The sequence below is a fragment of the Mycobacterium sp. RTGN4 genome, assembly GCF_033804635.1.
Lineage (GTDB): Bacteria > Actinomycetota > Actinomycetes > Mycobacteriales > Mycobacteriaceae > Mycobacterium.
Window position 1 is genome coordinate 53,558 of record NZ_JAPZLB010000007.1, and the last position, 19,907, is coordinate 73,464.

Annotated in this window: 19 protein-coding genes, 1 tRNA gene, 1 pseudogene and 1 riboswitch; of the genes and pseudogenes, 11 read left to right on the forward strand and 10 right to left on the reverse strand. The window is 65.8% G+C overall.

What is annotated here, in order from left to right:
• Nucleotides 1-21 precede the first annotated feature (21 nt).
• Genes SLQ30_RS16455 through SLQ30_RS16465 form a run of 3 tightly spaced genes read left to right on the forward strand, consistent with a single transcriptional unit; the run spans nucleotide 22 to nucleotide 1,992 of the window.
• A complete protein-coding gene (locus SLQ30_RS16455; RefSeq protein WP_413468058.1) occupies nucleotides 22-447 on the forward strand; it encodes a hypothetical protein in 426 nt (141 codons plus the stop codon).
• A gap of 4 nt (nucleotides 448-451) precedes the next feature.
• Nucleotides 452-1,324: an LLM class F420-dependent oxidoreductase gene (locus tag SLQ30_RS16460; protein ID WP_319447234.1), complete on the forward strand. Its 873-nt coding sequence runs from the start codon at nucleotides 452-454 to the stop codon at nucleotides 1,322-1,324.
• 41 nt (nucleotides 1,325-1,365) lie between these two features.
• The gene (locus SLQ30_RS16465) at nucleotides 1,366-1,992 is read left to right on the forward strand and encodes a GNAT family N-acetyltransferase (RefSeq protein ID WP_319447233.1); all 627 of its coding nucleotides are present in this window, start codon (nucleotides 1,366-1,368) and stop codon (nucleotides 1,990-1,992) included.
• Here the strand turns inward: SLQ30_RS16465 and mbtN are convergent.
• From mbtN to SLQ30_RS16480, 3 genes are read right to left on the reverse strand one after another with little or no spacing between them, the layout of a single operon-like run.
• On the reverse strand, nucleotides 1,989-3,155 hold the full coding sequence (mbtN, locus tag SLQ30_RS16470; protein WP_319447232.1) for a mycobactin biosynthesis acyl-ACP dehydrogenase MbtN: 1,167 nt from the start codon (nucleotides 3,153-3,155) through the stop codon (nucleotides 1,989-1,991). The genes SLQ30_RS16465 and mbtN overlap by 4 nt on opposite strands.
• The gene (gene mbtM, locus SLQ30_RS16475; protein ID WP_319447318.1) at nucleotides 3,152-4,720 is read right to left on the reverse strand and encodes a long-chain-fatty acid--ACP ligase MbtM; all 1,569 of its coding nucleotides are present in this window, start codon (nucleotides 4,718-4,720) and stop codon (nucleotides 3,152-3,154) included. Before mbtM ends, mbtN begins: the two co-directional genes overlap by 4 nt.
• A gap of 5 nt (nucleotides 4,721-4,725) precedes the next feature.
• Nucleotides 4,726-4,995, reverse strand: a complete 270-nt coding sequence (locus tag SLQ30_RS16480) for an acyl carrier protein (protein WP_319447231.1) — start codon at nucleotides 4,993-4,995, stop codon at nucleotides 4,726-4,728.
• A gap of 85 nt (nucleotides 4,996-5,080) precedes the next feature.
• Nucleotides 5,081-5,155, forward strand: a riboswitch (Fluoride riboswitch).
• 18 nt (nucleotides 5,156-5,173) lie between these two features.
• Between SLQ30_RS16480 and crcB (SLQ30_RS16485) the strand changes: the two genes are divergently transcribed.
• The 6 genes from crcB (SLQ30_RS16485) to SLQ30_RS16510 all read left to right on the forward strand — a co-directional run bounded on the left by crcB (SLQ30_RS16485) (nucleotide 5,174) and on the right by SLQ30_RS16510 (nucleotide 9,675).
• Entirely contained in the window at nucleotides 5,174-5,683 is a 510-nt protein-coding gene (gene crcB / locus SLQ30_RS16485; protein WP_413468059.1) for a fluoride efflux transporter CrcB, read from the forward strand.
• Nucleotides 5,680-6,048: a fluoride efflux transporter CrcB gene (crcB, locus tag SLQ30_RS16490; RefSeq protein ID WP_319447230.1), complete on the forward strand. Its 369-nt coding sequence runs from the start codon at nucleotides 5,680-5,682 to the stop codon at nucleotides 6,046-6,048. Before crcB (SLQ30_RS16485) ends, crcB (SLQ30_RS16490) begins: the two co-directional genes overlap by 4 nt.
• A 32-nt stretch (nucleotides 6,049-6,080) precedes the next feature.
• Entirely contained in the window at nucleotides 6,081-6,545 is a 465-nt protein-coding gene (locus tag SLQ30_RS16495) for a universal stress protein (RefSeq protein ID WP_319447229.1), read from the forward strand.
• Nucleotides 6,546-6,608: 63 nt separating this feature from the next.
• The gene (pgm, locus tag SLQ30_RS16500) at nucleotides 6,609-8,243 is read left to right on the forward strand and encodes a phosphoglucomutase (alpha-D-glucose-1,6-bisphosphate-dependent) (RefSeq protein WP_319447228.1); all 1,635 of its coding nucleotides are present in this window, start codon (nucleotides 6,609-6,611) and stop codon (nucleotides 8,241-8,243) included.
• A complete protein-coding gene (locus SLQ30_RS16505; protein ID WP_319447227.1) occupies nucleotides 8,240-9,547 on the forward strand; it encodes an MFS transporter in 1,308 nt (435 codons plus the stop codon). The genes pgm and SLQ30_RS16505 overlap by 4 nt, the downstream gene beginning before the upstream one ends.
• Nucleotides 9,548-9,602: 55 nt before the next feature.
• Nucleotides 9,603-9,675 (forward strand) — tRNA-Ala (locus tag SLQ30_RS16510).
• 76 nt (nucleotides 9,676-9,751) lie between these two features.
• On the opposite strand, the gene SLQ30_RS16515 is transcribed toward SLQ30_RS16510, so the two are convergent.
• Entirely contained in the window at nucleotides 9,752-11,476 is a 1,725-nt protein-coding gene (locus SLQ30_RS16515) for a serine/threonine-protein kinase PknH/PknJ (RefSeq protein ID WP_319447226.1), read from the reverse strand.
• 98 nt (nucleotides 11,477-11,574) lie between these two features.
• On the opposite strand from SLQ30_RS16515, the gene SLQ30_RS16520 reads away from it, so the two are divergent.
• Entirely contained in the window at nucleotides 11,575-14,655 is a 3,081-nt protein-coding gene (locus tag SLQ30_RS16520; protein ID WP_319458327.1) for an FAD-dependent oxidoreductase, read from the forward strand.
• A gap of 1 nt (nucleotide 14,656) precedes the next feature.
• Here the strand turns inward: SLQ30_RS16520 and SLQ30_RS16525 are convergent, their stop codons facing one another.
• The 5 genes and pseudogenes from SLQ30_RS16525 to SLQ30_RS16535 form a co-directional block, all read right to left on the reverse strand.
• A complete protein-coding gene (locus tag SLQ30_RS16525; RefSeq protein WP_319447224.1) occupies nucleotides 14,657-15,583 on the reverse strand; it encodes an FHA domain-containing protein in 927 nt (308 codons plus the stop codon).
• 114 nt (nucleotides 15,584-15,697) lie between these two features.
• Nucleotides 15,698-15,835 (reverse strand): annotated as a pseudogene (locus tag SLQ30_RS16530) (HAD family hydrolase); the annotation flags it as partial.
• Between the two features lie 20 nt (nucleotides 15,836-15,855).
• A complete protein-coding gene (locus SLQ30_RS33125; RefSeq protein WP_413468060.1) occupies nucleotides 15,856-16,095 on the reverse strand; it encodes a DUF4189 domain-containing protein in 240 nt (79 codons plus the stop codon).
• Nucleotides 16,096-16,176: 81 nt separating this feature from the next.
• Complete coding sequence (locus SLQ30_RS33130) at nucleotides 16,177-16,629, reverse strand: DUF4189 domain-containing protein (RefSeq protein ID WP_413468062.1); 453 nt, start codon at nucleotides 16,627-16,629, stop codon at nucleotides 16,177-16,179.
• Between the two features lie 366 nt (nucleotides 16,630-16,995).
• The gene (locus SLQ30_RS16535; RefSeq protein WP_319447223.1) at nucleotides 16,996-17,484 is read right to left on the reverse strand and encodes a CAP domain-containing protein; all 489 of its coding nucleotides are present in this window, start codon (nucleotides 17,482-17,484) and stop codon (nucleotides 16,996-16,998) included.
• A 191-nt stretch (nucleotides 17,485-17,675) separates the two neighbouring features.
• Between SLQ30_RS16535 and SLQ30_RS16540 the strand changes: the two genes are divergently transcribed.
• Nucleotides 17,676-18,203, forward strand: coding sequence for a hypothetical protein (locus SLQ30_RS16540; RefSeq protein WP_319447222.1), 528 nt, complete (start codon nucleotides 17,676-17,678; stop codon nucleotides 18,201-18,203).
• A 688-nt stretch (nucleotides 18,204-18,891) separates the two neighbouring features.
• Here SLQ30_RS16540 and SLQ30_RS33135 read toward each other — a convergent pair.
• Nucleotides 18,892-19,131 (reverse strand): DUF4189 domain-containing protein, encoded by a 240-nt coding sequence (locus SLQ30_RS33135; protein WP_413468071.1) that lies wholly within the window; start codon nucleotides 19,129-19,131, stop codon nucleotides 18,892-18,894.
• Nucleotides 19,132-19,907: the final 776 nt, after the last annotated feature.

Genomic DNA, 19,907 nt, shown 5'->3' on the forward strand with positions numbered 1-19,907 from the left:
CCACTGTCGTAGGCTGCGGCCGTGGACCTGAGCACGCGGGTGGCGACCGCCACCGTATTCGTGTGGCTGGGCATGGTCGTAGCCATCTCGTTCCTCGAAGCGCCGTTGAAGTTCCGGGCCCCCGGCGTGACTCTTCGTATCGGTTTGGGCATCGGCCGGTTGATCTTTCGTGCGCTCAACACCGCCGAGCTGTTGTTCGCGATGATCGCCGCGGCGGCCCTGTTCACCCATCACACGCCCTTGCGGCTGGACGTGGCGCTGTCGGTCGCGGTGGCCGCGTTGCTGTTGCAGCTGGTGCTCGTGCGACCTCTGCTGTCCAAGCGCACCTCCGAGGTGCTGGCCGGCGACGAAGGGGAGCGTTCCCGCGCGCACTACGCGTACATCGCACTGGAACTGATCAAGGTGGTCGCGTTGGTCGTCGCGGCCATCACACTGCTCGGGACATGACGTCATGAAGCTGGGATTGCACGCGCTGGGCATCGGGGCAGGCGCCGACCGTGGCGTCATCGCCGAGGTTTCCGCCGCCGCCGAGCGCCATGGGTTCGCCACGCTGTGGTCGGGCGAGCACGTCGTGATGGTCGACCGCTCCGCGTCGCGGTACCCGTATAGCGCTGACGGCCAGATTGCCGTTCCTGCCCAAGCGGATTGGATCGACCCGATGATCGGGCTCGCCTTCGCGGCGGCGGCAACGTCGACGATCGGGATCGCGACCGGAGTGCTACTGCTCCCCGAACACAATGCCGTGCATCTGGCTAAGCAGGCCGCCACCCTCGACACGCTGAGTGGCGGCCGTTTCACGCTTGGCATCGGCATCGGATGGTCGCGGGAGGAATTCGAGGCATTGGGCGTGCCGTTCGAGCGGCGGGGCGCGCGCACCGCCGAATACGTCGCGGCGATGCGGACGCTGTGGCGCGATGACGTCGCGTCATTCGACGGCGAGTTCGTCGCGTTCGACTCCGTGCGGGTCAACCCCAAGCCCATGCGCAACCGGCGCATTCCGATCGTGCTCGGGGGCAACAGCGATGCCGCGCTGCGCCGTGCCGCCGCGTGGGGCGACGGCTGGTACGGCTTCAACGTCGACGACGTGGCTGCCGCCGCCGAGCGCATCGCGACGCTGCGGGCACTGTGCCTCCAGGCCAACCGCGATCCCGACGAACTGCGGCTGGCGGTGGCACTGCGCGATCCCCAACATTCCGACGTCGCCGCGTTGACCGAACTCGGAGTGGACGAACTGGTCGTCGTGGCCGGCCCGCCAGACGATCCTCGGGAGGCCGACGCGTGGGTGGCGGATCTCGCCGCGCAATGGCGCCCGCCATCAAGGTAGGCAAACCTATCCTTAGTTGACTCCGGTAGGCTCGACGATCGATGACCGACATTGATGAGGCACTGCCCGTGCTTCCCCGTGAACTGCCGTCGCTCGCCGTCGAGGTGCGTTCGATCGCGGCCCCTCCGACCCCGGAGTTGGCCGATCCGTACGACATTCGCGTCGCCGATCCCGATGACGACGCCGAATTGATCTCGGAGTGGATGAACCGCCCCCACCTTGCCGAGGCGTGGGAGTACGACTGGCCGCCCGAACGCTGGCGTGGTTACCTGCGCGCCCAACTCGCGGGCGCATACTCCCGCCCGTTCGTCGGCAGCTTCCGCGGCAAGGAGGTCGCCTACCTCGAGGTGTACCGGGCCGCGAAGGATTCGATCGCGCCGCGTTACGCCGCGGACCCGCACGATCTGGGGTTGCACGCCGCCCTCGCAGACCTGCGGTTCGTGAACAAGGGCATCGCCCCCATCCTGCTGCCGCGCGTGGTGGCCAGTCTGTTCGAGCTAGAGCCGCAGTGCCGTCGCATCATGTTCGACCCCGACCACCGCAATACCGGGGCGCGCCGACTGTGCGAGTGGGCGGGGTGCAGCTTCCTTGGCGAGCACGACATGGCGAACCGTCGGATGGCGCTCTACACCCTGCCGCGCACGCCGGAGGACGTCCCGAACGCCTAGGGCAGTTGGTTAAATTCGGCGTAGCCCTCGTAATCGGGCTTCATCGCCGCGGCCACCAGCTCCCACAGCACCTCGTCGGTGCCTCCGCCGACGCGCGCCAACTTCATGTCACGCCACCACTTCCCGAGCGGCGTCTCGTCCACTAGATAGCCCGAGCCGCCGAAAATGTGCATGCACTCATTCATGACCTCTTCGCCGAGGCGGGCAGCGCAGACCTTCATGGCCGCGGCCGCGCGGAGGTCCAACTTGCCCGCCGCGGCGATGCCGTCGAGGGCATAGCGCAGCATGTCAACGCGCGCCTGCAGGTCGGCGATGCGCAACCGGAGCGCCTGATGCTCGTAGAGCGTGTGGCCGAACTGACTACGAGCCATCATGCGTGCCAACGTGATTCCGATGACCTTCTGGGCAGACGACGACACCAGGCCGGCCACCGACATCCGCTCCTGCGCCAGGCCCCACGAGATTGCGGCCAGTCCAATTCCGGCGCGGGCGACCAATGCGTCGGCAGGCACCCACGTGTCGATGTGCACCGCGGCGGTATCCAGCGGTCCCGCGCCGACCTTGCGGTACGGCGTCTGTACCTCGCACTGCGCCAGGGGCACGGCGATCACGACGACGCTGCCGTGCTTGCTGTTCGGATCGTGGTCGACGTTGCGGGCCACCGCCATGACGTGGTCGGCGATCGGGGACAGCGAGACGAACTTCTTGATGCCCTCGACCTCGAAACCGTCACGTACGGAGCGGACTTCGGTCCCGACGATCTGAAGGTCGGAGCCGCCGGACTGTTCGGAGGCGCCGATGCACAGCACGGCCTCGCCGCGGATGGCCTGTTCGGCGATGTCCTTCAGGTAGTCCGACTTGCCGAAGCGGCGCAAGATCGCGATCGCCGAGTCGTGCAGTCCTACCCCGACTCCGATGCCGGCCGAACCGAGTCGGCCGAGCTTTCTGGCCAGCTCGATGACCTTCGCGACGTCGGATTGCTGCTGACCGGGCGGCCACTTCGCAGCGAAAACCCCTGATTTGCCGAGATATTCGATGAGCTCGCGCGGAAAGTGTTCGTGCTCTTCGGCTTCCGCTGTCCATGCCGTGACGCGCTCGTCGAATACGTGGTCGAGCAGCGCGCGATAGTCCTCGGTGGGCGGAGCCTCGGTAGTGGCCGTCATCGATTGACTCCATTCAGGTTCTGTTTGACTTCGAGTCGGCGGAGCTTGCCCGATGAGGTGCGGGGGAGTGAGCCCGGTTTCATGAACACCACGTCGGTGGGCACCACGCCGCACTGCGATGCGACCAGCGATACCAACTCGCTGCGGGCGGCGGGTTCGTCGGCGCCGCGGAACTCTGCGGCGATGACCAGCCCCGGCCTTGCGGACGTCTCGCCGGTTCCGACCGCGACGACGGCGCCCTCGCGGACGCCCTTGACCTGCGCGGCGACCCGCTCGATCTCGGTGGGGAACACGTTGCGGCCAGCCACCGTGATGAGTTCCTTGGCACGCCCGCAGACCACCAGGCCCCCGTCGACGAAGTAGCCGAGATCGCCGGTCGGCAGCCAGTCCTCCTGGTCGATCGCCGCTTCGCCGCGGTATCCCGACATGAGTGACGTTCCGCGGACCTCGATTTCGCCGACATCCCGACCGACGACGTCCGTCGTACGTGCATGGGCGTCGTTGAGGCGGACCTCCATCCCGGGAATCGCGTCGCCGAGCACTGCAAGCCGGCGGGTCGACTGCCCAGTGGCGGTGGTGATCGCGATCTCGTCGACGTGCAGCCCGGAGAAGGGCTCGGGAACCGTTACTGCGCAGGTTGATTCGGCGAGCCCATAGGACGGCGCCAGCGCCGTTGGGTCGAACCCGAAGCGGGCCATTGCGGTGGCAAAGCGCTCGGTGCCGTCGCAGTCGACCGGCTCACCCCCGTTGAGCGCGAAACCGATGTTGCTCAGGTCGACGTCGGTGATGCGGCGGGAATACTTGCCGATGATGTTGTAGGCCATGTTCGGCGCCGCAGTCATGGTGGCGCGACTCTCGGAGAGCCATTTGAGCCAGCCGAAGGGTGACGCGGCGAATGCCGTCGTCGGGGCCTGCCACAGCTCGGCGCCTGCCAAGACGGCGGTGAGCAGGAAGGCCAGCCCCATGTCGTGGTAGATGGGCAGCCAGCTATGCGCCCGAGAGTTGTGGTCGACGTTGACGCGCTCGATCAGCCCGCGAAAGTTGGCAAGGGCCGCGACCGACGAGATCTCTGCCGTGCGCGGCGTACCGGTCGACCCCGCGGTGCCTTGCAGGATCGCGACGTCGCCGCCTGCCGCCCCTTGGAACGTCGTCGAGCGCTGCGCATGGCCGACCTTCGTGACGTCGTGCACCGTGATGGCATCGGCGTGCTTACCCAGCAACTCCAACTGGGCACCATGGCTGAAGACCGTTTGGACGCCGATGGAGCGGAAGCGCGCCAGCGTGGCCAGCGCCCACTGATCGTCGTTGGCGCCGCGGATGGGGCCCGGCAGGATGGACAATGCCGCGCCAGCGAAGAAGGTGCCGGGAATGGCGGCGATGAACTCAACCGTGGGTTCGCCGATGAGTCCGACCGCGGTGGCGCCGTCGGCTCCGATCCGCTCGGCGACGTTCTCGGCGCGGGCGTGTACCTCGCCCCATGGGTGGTGCGCCCACTTGCCTTCGGAGTCGAGCACGGCGAGCTTGGTGGCGGCGCCTGACATGGCTGTCGAGAGCGCCGCAGCCAGTTCGTTCACGAGTTCGTCTGTGCGGCAGGCACCTTCGCGAGAATGGCGGCTTCGAGTTCGCCGACGGTGTCGCAGCTGAGCAGGTCCTCTTCGGTGAGGGCAACTCCGAGGCGGTCCTCGATGGCGACCATGCCGACGGCGAAGGCCACCGAGTCGAGTCCGACGTCGTCGATGAGCCTGGAGTCGGGCGCGATTCGGCTGATGTCGACGTTCATGTCGTCGCGCAGGATTTCGCCGAGCGCGACGCTGACCTCTTCGGGTGTTGAGTGCTCCACGGCGTGCGACGGTACACGTCAGAATTAGGCAAGGCTAGGCTTACGTGGTCGTCGGCGACACGGCGTGGCGGAGGCGGTACAGTCCTCCAGCAGTGGTGATGGATCTCGCCCGAGCCCAGGTCGCTCGAACCGCCAACTGGCTGATAGTTCCTACCGTCGTCGCGATGGGTAGGTGTGTGTGAAACGACCAGATGCCGACCGTGCCGATGATTCTGGCGACTCCCACACTGAGTTGCCCAGCGATCCCGACGTCGTCGCCACGCCGGGCACACCGTTGCACGTGCGGCCCTCGGCGCTGGCGTGGGTGTTCGCCGGAGGCGTCGTCGGCACGGCGCTGCGGTACGGGATCGAGAATCTGCTGCCGCACGACGCCGCGGGGTGGCCGTGGGCGACGTTTCTCATCAATCTCAGCGGCGCGTTCATCCTGGGCGGCTTGTTGGAGGCCCTGGCGCGGCTTGGCGATGACTCCGGTTGGCGGCGGCGGGCCCGGCTCTGTGCAGGCACTGGTGGCTGCGGTGCCTTCACCACCTACAGCACGTTCGCGTTGGAAGTCGTGTTGCTCGGTCGCCACGGTCACCTTCCCACGGCGATCGGCTATGGGGTGCTCAGCGTCGTAGGTGGACTCGTCGCCGCCTGGCTCGGCATCGTCGTCGCGGCGAGCGTGCACCGGCGGAGGGCGTCAGCGTGATTCCCACTCTCACCCTGCTCGCCGGAGCCTCGGGCGCATTGGCTCGATTCGTGCTCGACGCGTTGATCAAGCAACGGTGGAAGTCCACGTTCCCGTGGGCGACCGTGATCATCAACGTGACGGGGTCGCTACTGCTCGGCGTGCTCGCCGGGCTGGTGCTATTCCACGGTCAGTCCAGCATGTGGCAGACCGTCGTGGGCACCGGATTCTGCGGCGGATACACGACTTTCAGCACCGCGAGTTTCGAAACGGTCCGCCTGGTCCAGCAGGACCAGCGACTGCAGGCGTTGGCCAACGCGGCGGGTTCACTCGTTTCGTCGGTCGCCGCGTGCGCGGCCGGACTCGCCCTGGTGTGGGCGCTCTGATGAGCGCTCTACGACGGAGGAGGTAGCCCGAGATGGACAACACCAACAACGACGGAGTCTCGACGGAGTTGGTGGTCGGCTGGGACCGGCAACCGGCGAGCGCCGCGGCGTTACGTTTTGCCGTCGGCCTTGCTCAACGCCTGGGCGCCCACCTTCACGTCGTGCACATCGCCGACTTCGACGACCTGCCCATCGATCCGGACGCGTGGGACTGGGAGCAGCAGTTCCACGACAGCCTCGAGGCGCATGCCGTTGGTGCACGCGCACTGTTGAGCGAGCTTGGCGCGAACTGGACCTATCACGCCATGCACGGTCGTCCGCCCGACGTGCTCGCCGACCTCGCCGAGGAGGTCGATGCGGTGATGATCGTGGTCGGAGCGCCCCGGGGCGGCATGCACTCGTTCATCGACACGTTCGCCGGACAGTCCGTCTCACACCAATTGTCGCGCAAGCACGGCCGACCGGTGCTGCTCGTGCCCGACACGTCGTCTGCCTAGCTCGAGCTGAATTCTTGGCGACGCGGCGGTGCGGAGGGCGGAACCGGAGCAGAATCGGTAACCATGGCCGCCAATCCCCGCGCCGGGCAACCGGCAGAACCCGAAGATCTCATCGACGTCGCACAGGTGGTGACGGCCTACTACACGCTCCAACCCGACCCGGAGAACGTCGACCAGCAGGTTGCGTTCGGCACGTCGGGACACCGCGGCTCCAGCCTCGACGCGGCGTTCAACGAGGCTCACATCCTTGCGACGACGCAGGCGATCGTCGAGTACCGGGCCTCACAGGGCACGACGGGCCCGCTGTTCATCGGGCGTGACACCCACGCGCTATCCGAACCGGCCTGGGCGTCGGCGCTCGAGGTGCTGGCCGCCAACGACGTCGTCGCGTTGATCGACGGCGCCGATCGCTTCACGCCGACGCCTGCCGTCAGCCACGCGATCCTGAAGTTCAACCGCGGCCGCGACAGCGACCTGGCCGACGGCATCGTCGTCACGCCATCGCACAACCCGCCGCGTGACGGCGGCTTCAAGTACAACCCGCCCAACGGCGGGCCCGCGGACACCGACGCGACGGGCGTGATCGCCAAGCGCGCCAACGAGATTCTGCGTGGCGGCTTGGCCGACGTGAAGCGCATTCCGCTGGCGCGGGCGGTGCAGCTCGCACAGCGCCACGACTACATGAACGCCTACGTGGAGGATCTGCCCAACGTCGTCGACATCCACGCCATCCGTGCCGAGGGCGTACGCATCGGCGCCGACCCGCTTGGGGGCGCAAGTGTGGACTACTGGGCGGCCATCGCCGAGACGCACAAGCTGGATCTGACGGTGGTCAACCCGCTGGTGGACGCGACGTGGCGGTTCATGACGCTCGACACCGACGGCAAGATCCGGATGGACTGCAGTTCACCCAACGCGATGGCGTCGCTGATCTCCAAGATCGGGGACTATCAGATCGCCACCGGCAACGACGCCGACTCCGATCGGCACGGCATCGTCACTCCCGATGGGGGACTGATGAATCCGAATCACTACTTGGCGGTGGCCATCGACTACCTGTACGCCAACCGGCCGGGGTGGCCGGGGTCGACGGCGGTGGGCAAGACGGCGGTGAGCAGTTCGATCATCGACCGCGTGGTGGCCGGGCTGGGCCGCAAACTGATCGAGGTACCGGTCGGATTCAAGTGGTTCGTCGACGGGTTGATCAGCGGGACAATCGGTTTCGGCGGCGAGGAGAGCGCAGGCGCATCGTTCCTGCGCACTGATGGATCGGTATGGACTACCGACAAGGACGGCATCATCCTGGCGCTGCTGGCCTCGGAGATCCTGGCCAAGACGGGCTCGACGCCGTCGCAGCGATACGCGGCGATCGCCGAGAAGTACGGCGCGCCAACGTATGCCCGCATCGACGCGCCCGCCGACCGTGAACAGAAGGCCCGGCTGGCCAAGCTGTCGGCGGACCAGGTGACGGCGACGGAACTGGCCGGCGAACCGATCACCGCCAAGCTGACCACCGCGCCCGGCAATGGCGCACCGCTGGGCGGGCTGAAGGTCACCACTGAGAACGCCTGGTTCGCCGCGCGGCCGTCGGGTACCGAGGACGTCTACAAGATCTACGCCGAGTCGTTCAAGGGACCGGAGCATCTTGCCGAGGTGCAGGAGGCGGCGAAAGATCTGGTGAATACAGTCATAGGGTGAGTTCCGACGCGGAGGCCGACTGTACGGCTTCGGAGGGCAGGAGCGAAGCGACCCGGGAAGCAATATCGGAGGCCAAGCAGAAGCTGCCGAGTGAAGTCTGGGTGCTGATCACCGCCAACGTGGTGATCGCCCTCGGTTACGGCGTGGTGGCGCCCGTGCTGCCGCAGTATGCGCGCAACTTCGGCGTCAGCATCAGCGCCGCGACGTTCGTGATCACGGCGTTCTCGTTGATGCGGTTGCTCGCGGCCCCGGCCAGCGGGCTGGTCATCCAGAAGCTGGGGGAGCGGCGCGTCTACCTGACGGGGTTGTTGATCGTCGCGTTGTCGACGGCGGCATGCGCATTCGCTCAGACGTATTGGCAGCTGTTGCTGTTCCGTTCGCTCGGCGGGTTCGGGTCGGCGATGTTCTCGGTGTCGTCGCTGGGCCTGATGATTCGCATATCCCCACCTGATGCACGCGGGCGCGTCGCTGGCTTGTTCGCGAGCGCATTCCTGGTCGGATCGGTGTGTGGGCCGGTGCTCGGGAGCTTGACCGCCGGACTCGGGTTGTCGGCACCCTTCGCGATCTATGGCGTCGCGCTTTTGGTGGCGGCGGCGGTGGTGTACTTCCGGTTGCGGCACTCCGCGTTGGCCGCGCCAGCCGAAGCAGAGTCGGAACCGCCGGTGACCCTGGGCATGGCGCTGCGCAACCGGGCCTACCGGTCGGCACTGGTGTCGAACTTCGCCACTGGATGGTCGGTCTTCGGCCTGCGCATTGCATTGGTGCCGTTGTTCGTCACCGAGGTGCTGATGCGAGGTCCGCGCGTCGCGGGGCTGGCGCTGGCGACCTTCGCGGCAGGCAACGTGGCCGCCACGATTCCCAGTGGATATCTCTCCGACCGGATCGGCAGGCGGACGCTGCTCATCGTCGGCCTTGTGGCGTCCGGGGTGGCGACCATCATGGTGGGGCTGGCGTCGTCGTTGACGTTGTTCCTTGCGGGCGCCGTGGTGGCGGGTGCGGCCGCCGGCATGTTCACTGCACCACAGCAGGCCGCCGTCGCCGACATCGTCGGCAACAAGTCGCGCGGTGGGACGGCCGTCGCGAGCTATCAGATGATGGCGGATGCAGGCGCGATCGTCGGGTCGCTCGCGGTCGGCGAGATCGCCCAGCATTTCTCGTTCGGCTCGGCGTTCGTCATCAGTGGCGTGATCCTGTTGGTCGCCGCGATCTTTTGGGTTTTCGCGCCCGAGACCCGACCGCGGCCAGGTGCCGAGCACACGCCGGTGCGCGCACTGGGCCCAGAGGCCGGTGGAGAACTACCGTGACCAGCTGTTTTGAACCGATCCTGCTGGTGGTGTACCGTCGACCAGCACGACTTTAGGGGCTATGGCGCAGTTGGTAGCGCACCACACTGGCAGTGTGGGGGTCAGGGGTTCGAATCCCCTTAGCTCCACCCTTTTGGTTAGGCCGGTTTGCGGATTCGCCGGCAGCGATAGGTAGGCCGCCACAGATCCGGCGCAACTGAACGCCTAGGTCCGTGCGTTCGACAGAATGGCCTCCACGATGGTGTGCGACTGATCACCGACGTCCGTGTCTCCGCACACCACCGCCTCGGCGACGACGTTCGACCACACCCCGAGGGAATGTTGACAGCGATAATTGGGCACCGAGTAGTCGGAGACTGTCCGGTCCTGAACGATCAGATCGCCGCGCTGCTGCACGTCGGCCAGCGTCACGTTGTAGATGGGATCGGCGATCGCCAGGGTCTTGCCCGTGCAGTCCCCCCATTGCTGCATCGAATCGGCCAGGACCTTGGCAGCGCCATCCACGGTCGGCATCAGCACCGCAGACTGGTCGACGAGGTGGTTGGACGGGCTGCCCTCCGGCGGATAGAGGAGAGATTGGCGCAGCGCGGTATAACCGCGATCCCCGTAAACCAGCGCCGTCCCGGCGAACACGGCGCCGGCGCATTCCTCGGGTTGCACGCGGCCCGCGGTGTCGTAGGGCTCGCGATATGAGTCCGTGTCCTCGACCTTGGCGCCAATGATCGCGCTGATCTTGGTGGCGGGCGCAAGCAGCGAATTGGCCGCGGATACCGGCACGACCGGCAGCCCGGCTCCGGCGGAGGGCGGCGGTTGCGGTGCGCCGGACGAGCTTGCCGCACCGGATTCGGTCTGCTCTGGCGACGAATGCATGATGCGCGGGACCGCAACCACCGCGGCGACGCCAAGGAGCACGGCAGCAATGGCCGCGGCGGCGATCCAAATACCCTTACGTCGAGGAGGCTTCGCGTCGGGGAGCTGCGCCGGTCCCGAGGGCGTCGCGGCGGAAAGCTGCGCCGGCACACCGACGGCCACACCTTCGATTGCCGGCGTGGCCACCATCGTTGGATGATCGGTCTGCGGCGCCGCACCGACGAGTTCAGATAGGGCAGAAGCGAAATCGCGACAGGTCGGATACCGGTCGGCGGGCTTCTTCGCCATCGCCTTGGCGATCACCGGGTCCAGCAAACCCAGATCGGGTCGGCGATCGGCCATCTTCGGTGGCGAGGCAGACAAATGGCTGGTTATCACGCTCGCCGCGTTGGGATTGTCGAACGGCGGCTTCCCGGTGAGAAGCTGGAATGCCGTTGCGGCCAGCGCATATTGGTCGGTCCGGCCGTCCAACGACGCCGCCATCAGCTGCTCGGGTGGCGCATAGGCCAGTGAGCCGACCGTCATGTTGGTGGCCGTCAGTCCACTGTTGTCATCGATTCGGCGGGCAATACCGAAGTCGCTCAACATAATTCGGCGTCGCTGCGATGATCCGCCGGATTCGCTGAGCAGGATGTTCGCGGGCTTGACGTCGCGGTGCAGCAGGCCCCGTTCGTGCGCGTAGTCGAGCGCATCGGCGACGGCGGTGACGATCTCGGCGGCGAATTCCGGGGGCAGGCCTGCGGGATAGCGGTCTCTAATCAGGGCTGCGGCGTCGGTGCCCTCGACGAAGTCCATGGTGATCCACAGCTGACCGTTCGACTCGCCGCGGTCGTGCACCGCCACGATATGCGGGTGCCAGAGGTCGGCGGCGACGTCGGCTTCGCGGTTGAATCGCTGGCGGAACTCGTCGTCCGCGGTTAGGGCGGCTGGCAGGATCTTGAGCGCCTCACGGCGGGGCAGTCGCGGATGGTCGATGAGATAGACCTCGCCCATTCCGCCGGATCCGAGCTGGCGCAGGATTGTAAAGCCCGCAAACGTGTCGCCCGGCGCCAGTGGCATGGCGCGAAGTCTATAGCCGTAATGCCCTATCCCACGCCGAAATCCCTCGTCGGACGTACGATGATCCGCACCCCAGCGTCATGAGAGCGAGCGCTGAAATGGACCAAAGGCCGTTGATCGAGATTCGCGACTGGGGTCGCAGTCCCCGTCGGTTGGCGTTGAGCGGACCGATCGTGGTCGGTCGTGATTGTGCCGGCGAGATTCTCATGGACTCGGAGGTGTCTCGTGAACACTTGCGGGTAGTGCCCAGTCCCACTGCTTTGTCGGTGGTTGATCTGGGCAGCAGCAATGGCACGCTGCTCAACGGTGTCGCGCTGACAGGGCGAGCCGCGCTCTCCGCGGGTGACGTGGTGCGCCTTGGCCGTTCCGAGATCATCGTGCTCTCAATGCCTGCCTCCCGTGGCGGCGAACAACCTCTGCCAGAGCCCGATGTCGACGCCACCCGAATGAACATGCGGGCCGTCTCAATGCCGCCGCCACCTGTCGTCGCGACCGATAGACCACCCGCGGTGGCACTGGCCGAACGTGTTCTAGGTATCGACCCGACTGGCGACAGGGAGCTGTTTCCCGCTTACACCGACTTGCCGACGACGGTGCCGTTGCGCCTGTGGCAAGCAGTCCGCATCGGCAGCGTTGTGGCTTACTTCGCCTTGGTGGTAACCCTTTTCGTGCGGCCGGCGGCCGGGTTGTTCGTGTTCTTCGGGGTCATCGTGCCGCTGCTGCCGGTGCTCTTCCTCGCCGCGCCGGGACTGTGGCGCAACATTTGTCCCCTTGCCGCTACCAACCAGATACCCCGGGTGTTCGGCTTCGGCCGCGCATTGGAGCCACCGGACTGGTTGCGCAACCGCGGCTATCTGATCGCGATGGCGTTGTTCTTCGGTATCGCAGCCACCCGGCTCGCCGGGCTCGATCAGAGCGGAGCCGCAACGGGAATCGTGCTCGCGATGGCGATCGCGGTGGCGTTCACGGGTGGCTTCGTTTTCAAGGGCAAGAGCGGCTGGTGCAGCAGCATCTGTCCGTTGTTCCCGCTGCAGCGCGCGTACGGGCAGACGCCTTACGTCACGGTCCCCAACAGCCATTGCAAGACCTGCGTCGGTTGCGCCAAGAACTGCTACGACTTCAAGCCGCGCGCCGCCTACCAGGCCGACCTCGCCGATACCGACGGTAAGTGGAGCGGGGCACGCAAACTGTTCGTCGCGGCGCTGCCCGGTTTCATCCTGGGTTTCTTCATCCTCCTCGGTGATGCGCAACTGCCGCTCGCGGAGCGTTATCCATTGCTCGGGTTGTTCGTGCTGGTGAGCGTCGGGCTATTTTATGCGGTGGACGCCGTCACGCCGCTCAGCTCACCCACGGTGGCGGTGATCTACGCTGCGGCGGCGCTGAATATCTTCTACTGGTTTGCTGGCCCGGTGCTCGCCGCATCGTTCGCCGAGATGACTGGGGTGGACGTCCCGTGGGTGCGGTGGCTGATCAGCAGCGGGATCGCTGTGCTGACGCTGTTGTGGATCGCCCGGACCAGAGTCGTTGAGTTGCAGTTCGCGTGGACGACAGGCGCGCGGGCTGAGCCCGTGCTGCTCAAGCAGCCCAAAGTGCCACCCCGTTCGCAGACCGAGAGCGCAGCGCGGGTCCACTTTGAATCCGATGGAGCCGCGGTGGCCGCGGAGATCGGCACCAGCCTGCTCGACGTTGCCGAACGGAACAACCAGCCGATCGAGGCCGGCTGCCGGATGGGCGTCTGCGGCGCCGACCCGGTCGCGGTGCTGGACGGTGCATCATGCCTAACGCCGCCAGGGCAGGACGAACTGAACACGTTGCGGCGCTTAGGCTTCGGCAAGTCCACAAGGATGGCATGCTGCGCTCGGATTGAGTCGGGAACCGTCACGGTTTCATTGACCCCGCAGCCAGGTGACCAGGTCGGCACAACGCCTACACGATTCGACCGGTCGATCGTCAGCGTCGTCGTCATTGGCGGCGGTATCGCGGGTGTCACCGCGGCTGACTTCGTACGCAGGGGCCACCCCGACTGTGAAATCCATCTTGTCGGGCAGGAGTCTCATGCGCTGTACAACCGGATGGGAATCTCCCGTCTGGTCTACGGCCGCTCGGCGATGCAGGGCCTCTACCTGCTGCCCGACCAGTGGTACGACGACCATGGCGTGCATGCCTGGTTGAACACGGTCGCGCAGCGCATCGACATCCGCTCGCAGCGCGTTCTGCTCGGTACCGGCGAAGCGCTGCCGTACGACCGGCTGATCCTGGCGATGGGCTCGAGCGCGTCGCGACCGGCAATCGACGGGTTGGACAGACCCGGCAGCTTCGTCTTGCGTGAGGCCAGCGATGCGATGCAGCTGCGCGCCTATGTCCAGAAGCATGGTTGCCGCGACGCCGTGGTTGCCGGTGGTGGGCTGCTCGGTCTGGAGGCCGCCTACTCGCTGCACCTGCTCGGCCTGCGGGTGACCGTTCTGGAGCGGGGCAAGCGACTGCTCAGCCGCCAGCTCGACTCCAGGTGTTCTGCGCTCGTGGAGAACCACTTCGCAAAGGCGGGCATCGCCGTGCTCAAGGAGGCAGAGACGTCTCGGGTCGACGGCACGCCCGCGGTCGGCGGGGTTGTCCTCAAAGACGGCCGCCACCTGCCCTGCCAGGTATTCATGGCGGCAACCGGCATCCGCCCGAACGTCGAGTTGGCCCGTGAGGCCGGGATCCCGGTCGGCAAAGGCGTGTTGGTCGATGACATGATGCGGACGCGGGTGCGCGGGGTGTACGCCGCAGGTGACGTCGCCGAGCACGTCGACCAGGTGCTCGGGCTGTGGCCGGTTGCCGTCGAGCAGGCCGAGGCAGCGGCCGTCAACGCACTGGGCGGCGACATGATCCTGACCTCCGATACGCCAGCTACGATCCTGAAAGGCGTTGGCCTGGAACTATTCTCGATAGGAAAAGTCGAGGCATCGCCGACAGACGAAGTCATTGTCATCGACCGGCCCACCGTGCCGTCCTATCGACGGTTGCTGATCTTCGAGGGCCGCGTCGTCGGTGCGACGGTATTGGGGCATCACCCCTCCGATGTCACCGCGGCGAAGGCCGCCGTGGCGAGCAGGTTAAGGATCAGTCCCGAGGCGCGGAAAGCGTTGCGGGCGGGCGACTGGAGCGCGTTGACGGGCGAACCCGCTCCCGCGCGATGAGCTACTGGCCGAGACTCACCCGGTAGGTCGCGATCCACTCACCGATCCGCATGTTCCATCCCGGCTCGAGCTGCGTTGGCGCTGTGCCGATTTGGGTCCATTCCGAATCGCCGGGCGCAGCGATGAACGTACCGGCGGTGGTAGCCGCGTCGCGCACGAATACCCCGCCCCCGTCCACCGTGATGTAAGCGTGCACGCGGGAGATATAGGGATCGTATTGAACAACGATCGGCGAGGCAGTCGCATTGCGCACGGCGTCATCGGTGAGCGGAGCACGGCCGATGACATAAGACCGGTCCAACACATAAGTGGCGCCGTCGGGTGTCGACAGCACTCCGACTGTGGCGGAGGCCACGGCAGTTTCAGCCGGGGCGGCCCTCGACGCCAACTCGGTCGCAGTCGTTCCCGATGCGGAGGAAATCCGTTCGGTGGCATCGACATCCGGCACCGCGGGCACGGCTTGGGCGGGGCCAAGCAGAACAAATCCTCCACCTGCGACCATGCCTGCCCGAAGGTCGGTGCGCGGAATCGGGGTCAGACCGGAATGGCTGCCCCAGAGCTCGGCCTTCCGCAGTGCGCCTGGGAGCAGTTCGCTGACCCATCTTGGGTCCGACTCGCCTGACAACTCGTGGGTACCCTGCTGCGTCTCGACCCGGGTGCTCACCCGACCGCGAAGAAGTACCTGTGTTCCCTCCGCGGACCCCACGACCGCACCGAACGAAACACTGCGCGCATCATCGAAGGCGGCCGGCCCGATCTGTTCGGTGAGCATCGCACCGGCACGCGGATTGTGCGCGGCTGATGCCACGGCCGAAATCAGCGCGGCCGCCGGATCGTTATTCCTGACGGTGTACACGACGACGTCGCCGAACCGTGCGACAAGGCCGTCGCCGCGTGCCAACCGAACGGTGAAAGGTACTAGCTGCACGCGGCATCGCCCTCCGTCTTCGATCGCAGCCATCCTAAGTCCCCTTGGCCCGACGCGGGCACGCATTGAGGCGGTGTGCGGCCTGAGCTCCTAGCGCGTCGACGCACCAGCACACCCGACCATCGCGACCACCTTGGCGGCCAGCACATCGTTGTTGAGATCGTCGATCATGTACATCTCATCCGGGTCGACCCCGAGCCGTGAAGCGGCGGAAAGGAATCCGGCGGGCGCGGGCTTGCCGACGGCGTGCGCAAGGTCGAATCCGAGGGCGATCAGCCTCGCGTGACGCATCCCGACTTGGCGATCTTGCCGTTGTCCAGCTGGTTCAGGGCGTCTTGTTCTGCGAGCCCTTGCTGTGTGGCTCTGCCCCCCGCCCACTGGCTCCCGTCTCCAGCGATCGCCCCGCAGTCCGTGTAGCTGACCACCACGGTGCATCCCCGGCCCTCCCGGTAGTTGCATAGGGCCAGCGCGCGTGATTCGGCCGAGGCCTGGTCGGGGTACGGGTTACTCAAACAGACCGCGTTGCCGGTTCTCGTCCAATCTTCGGCTATCAGGTTCGGGGCTCTTTTGTGCGCAATGTCGATCCGACGCGATCAGCCTGGCTCCGGCTCCGGCTCCGGCTCCGGCGCCGGAGCCGGGCCTGGCCAAATGCACGCCGACTTGGTGATCTTGCCGTTGGCCAGACTTCTCAGGGCGTCTTGTTCTGCGTCCGCTTGCCTGGGGCCCCTGCCCCCGGCCCACTGGCTCCCGTTTACAGCGATAGCACCGCAGTCCCCGAAGCTGACCACCACGATGCATCGCCGGGCCGATTGAGGCGGGTTGTTACATGTTTGCAGGGCGACTCTTTCGGCCGTGGCCTGGTCGAATTCCCCGTAACCACCTAAACAGATCGCGTTCTCGGTCAGTGTGGTGTTGGCCGGCGCTGCACAGGCTCCCCATTTATTGTCGGCGTGTGCAATCGGGCTCAGGGCGACGATAGCGGCGCCCGCCGCGGCGATACCCGCTGCGGAGATTGCGATGGGTGCTCGAAAGCCGATGATTGGCATGATCTTTCCTTTTCTCGACTGTGTCTGCGACTGGTCACGGTCGGCGCCATGCTCGTTTCAGGTGGACTGATGTCCAGCGGCGTGGTGGTGCGTTGCAGATCGGGTCGTTCTTGTTCAATCTTGGGCGCAGCGAAGGGTTGCGTGCCCCGTGCTGCCCTACCTGTATTTGGGGGCGGCTGCCACCAGGGCTACCTGGTTTTCTGCAGCGACTACCTGTAGGTGTGACACTCCTGTGCTCGTCACCGGACGTAGACGGCAACGGAACCGGTGAGGTCAGAGTTCTGCGAGGCGGACCGTCGCGCCGTCGTCTTCAACTGTGGCAACGGATTACGGTTGCGTGAATGATCACCTGACCTCGCTTACTGTTCAGAGAGGGTGGGCGAACACTGCTACGTAGACCGAACCGGAACTTGCCGTCCCCGCGTCTGTCATTGCGCAGTCGAGCATGTTGGCTTTGTGGCTTCCGCTGTTCATCCACCCGTTGACCGCGTCCTGCGCCGACGTACCCTGCGCCTGATTCTCACCAAACGACCCCCAGTCGTAACCCGCCTGGTCGATGCGCTGTTCGGCCAACGTTCCATCGTTGTCGTTGTGGTCATTGCGCCAGCCGTAGGTGGCGAGGTCCTTCGCGTGCCTGTCGGCGGCGGCCTGCAGTTGAGGGCTCGCGTTGAGGGCCTTACAACGGGGGTTCGCTTGTGCTCGTTGCTGGTTAATGAGCTTGAGCAGTGTTGGGTCTGGGTCTGCCGACGCGGTGGCGGGGGCGCCGACCAGCGCCGCGGTCAGCGCGAGGACGACCGCCCCGACGCCGATTGTGTTGCGGGCCTTCCGACGGGTCAACCGGCTGGTGGTCTTCATTTATGAATACTCCTGTCTAAGTGGGTGATTGGTATGGCTGGCAGACACGCCCATGAGTTCGGGTCGTTCTCGTGCAATCTTGGGCGCAGCGAAGGGTTGCGTGCCCCGTGCTGCCCTACCTGTATTTGAGGGCGGCTGCGACCACGGCTACGTGGATTTCTGCAGCGACTACCTGTAGGTGTGAAACTGCTGTGCTCGACGAATCAGCTGAAGAAGTTCGCGACATCGTCACGGGGCTTCGCCGCGACTACCCGGCCGCCGGGCAGTGCTCCTGGCCTTCGCAGGTCCCGCCGAAATCGGCGCCGTGCTGCGGCGCAGGTGCAGGCGGTGCGGCGGGAACAGTCGGGCAGTGTTCCTGCCCCTCGCACGTGCCACCGAAGTCGGTGTTGCCCGGCGGAACCCCTCGCTCGGTCGGGCAGTGCTCTTGTCCCTCGCAGGTGCCGCCGAAGTCGGTGCCCGGTGCCGGCGTGCCAGGTGCCGGAGTCGGCGAGGCGGATGTCGCCGGAGTCTTGGTGCCAGACGACGCCGGTGCACCGGTCGTAGGAGTTGGAGTTGGAGTTCGCGTGGACGAGACCGCCGACGAGGTCGTGGTTTCGGTCACGGTCACGGGCGCACTCGTACCGCCAGAGCACCCTGCGGCCAACAGCGCGACGACGGCAACGGCAACGCTGAACTTCTTCACCAAGAACTCCTTCGCCACCGCAGACTTGTCAGCATGACGACACTCGATCTCACGGCGAAGTTCCGTATACGGAACTGGAACTATGCGTCGGCATCGGCTGATCCGAAGGGTTCGTCGTCTGCGGCGCCGGCCACCCACCGACCTGCTCCAATGTCACTGTCTTGTAGTCCAAGACCCAGTACCGCCCGTGGTTGTCGAGGTAGGCCGTTCGATTGTCCTCGCTCCTCTCTTGAACCGGAAAAACCGGCGGTTTGGCGTCAACACCAGGCCACTGCGGGTACGGCGTCTCCTTTCCATTTGCGATTATGGCGTTGCAGCATCTAGGCAAAGGCACCCTGACTCGTGGATCTACGCCGATGGGCTGTGCGGGGTCGATCGGTCCCGTTGCTACAGCTGGTGTTTCGGGATCGACCACGATGGTGCCCGGGGGGTGGACGGTTCCGCCGACGACGATGGACGGCTCGGTGGGGGTGAACAGATCGTCGTCGTCGGCGTAGGCCGACGGACTGAGGGCGACGACGGCAACGACAACCGCTGCGAACAACGAGCACACGCGGTATCGGCCCGTCGGCCGCGCACTGTCATGCATGAGAGCTCCTGCGGTGACTCGTTGTTTCCGTTGATGATTCATTGATCGCAGCCGCCGTATAGTCGCCTGCGACTCAGGTCGCCGATCCGTCAGCGCTCTGCGGCGCTTCTGTGCGCAAAGTCGAATCCGAGGGCGATCAGCCTGGCAGGAGGCACGTCGACTTGGCGATCTTGCCGTTGTCAATATTTCTCAGGGCGTCTTGTTCTGCGTCCCCTTGCGTGGGGCCCCTGCCCCCCGCCCACTGGCTCCCGTTTCCAGCGATCGCGCCGCAGTCCGTGTAGCTGACCACCACGGTGCATCCCCGGTTCTTTAGGTAGTTGCACATGGCCAGCGCGCGCGACTCGGCCGAGGCCTGGTCGGGGTACGGCGTTCCCAAACAGATCGTGTTCCCGGTGCTTGTGGCGCTGGCCGGCGCCGCACACGCCGCCCATTGATCGTCAGCGTGTGCGATGGGGCTCAGGGCCACGATAGCGGCGCCTACCGCGGCGATACCCGCTGCGGAGATTGCCATGGGTGCTCGAAAGCTGATGATTGACATGATCTTTCCTTTTCTCGATCGTATGGTCTGCGACTGGTCACGGCCGGCGCCATGCTCGTTTTCAGGTGGACTGATGTCGAGCGGCGTGCTGGTTCGTTGCAGCTCGGGTCGTTCTCGTGCAATCTTGGGCGCAGCGAAGGGTTGCGTGCCCCGTGCTGCCCTACCTGTATTTGAGGGCGGCTGCGACCAGGACTACCTGGTTTTCGGCAGCGACTACCTGGAGGTGTGACACTCCTGTGCTCGTCACCGGACGTAGACGGCAACGGAACCCGTGAGGTCAGAGTTCTGCGAGGCGGACCGTCGCGCCGTCGTCTTCAACTGTGGCAACGGATTACGGCTGTCTGTCCCTGCGGGTGTCCCGTCGCGGACTACGTGGATTTCACGTCGACGACGAGCACGACTACCTGTCTTTCGCCCCGACCGCCGAAAGCTGTTGTTAGCAAGCTATATCGGGTCTAGCTTGGATTGCGGTATTCCCGCGGCTGCAGCGAATCTACGAGAATGATGTCAAGTCGCCTCGTCTGAAGCACCTGAGACCAGATGGCCGGATATGCAACCGAAGGTAGTTCGCTACAGGTCAAAGGGGAGCGTGATGGGCAATCGGCAATGAGGCC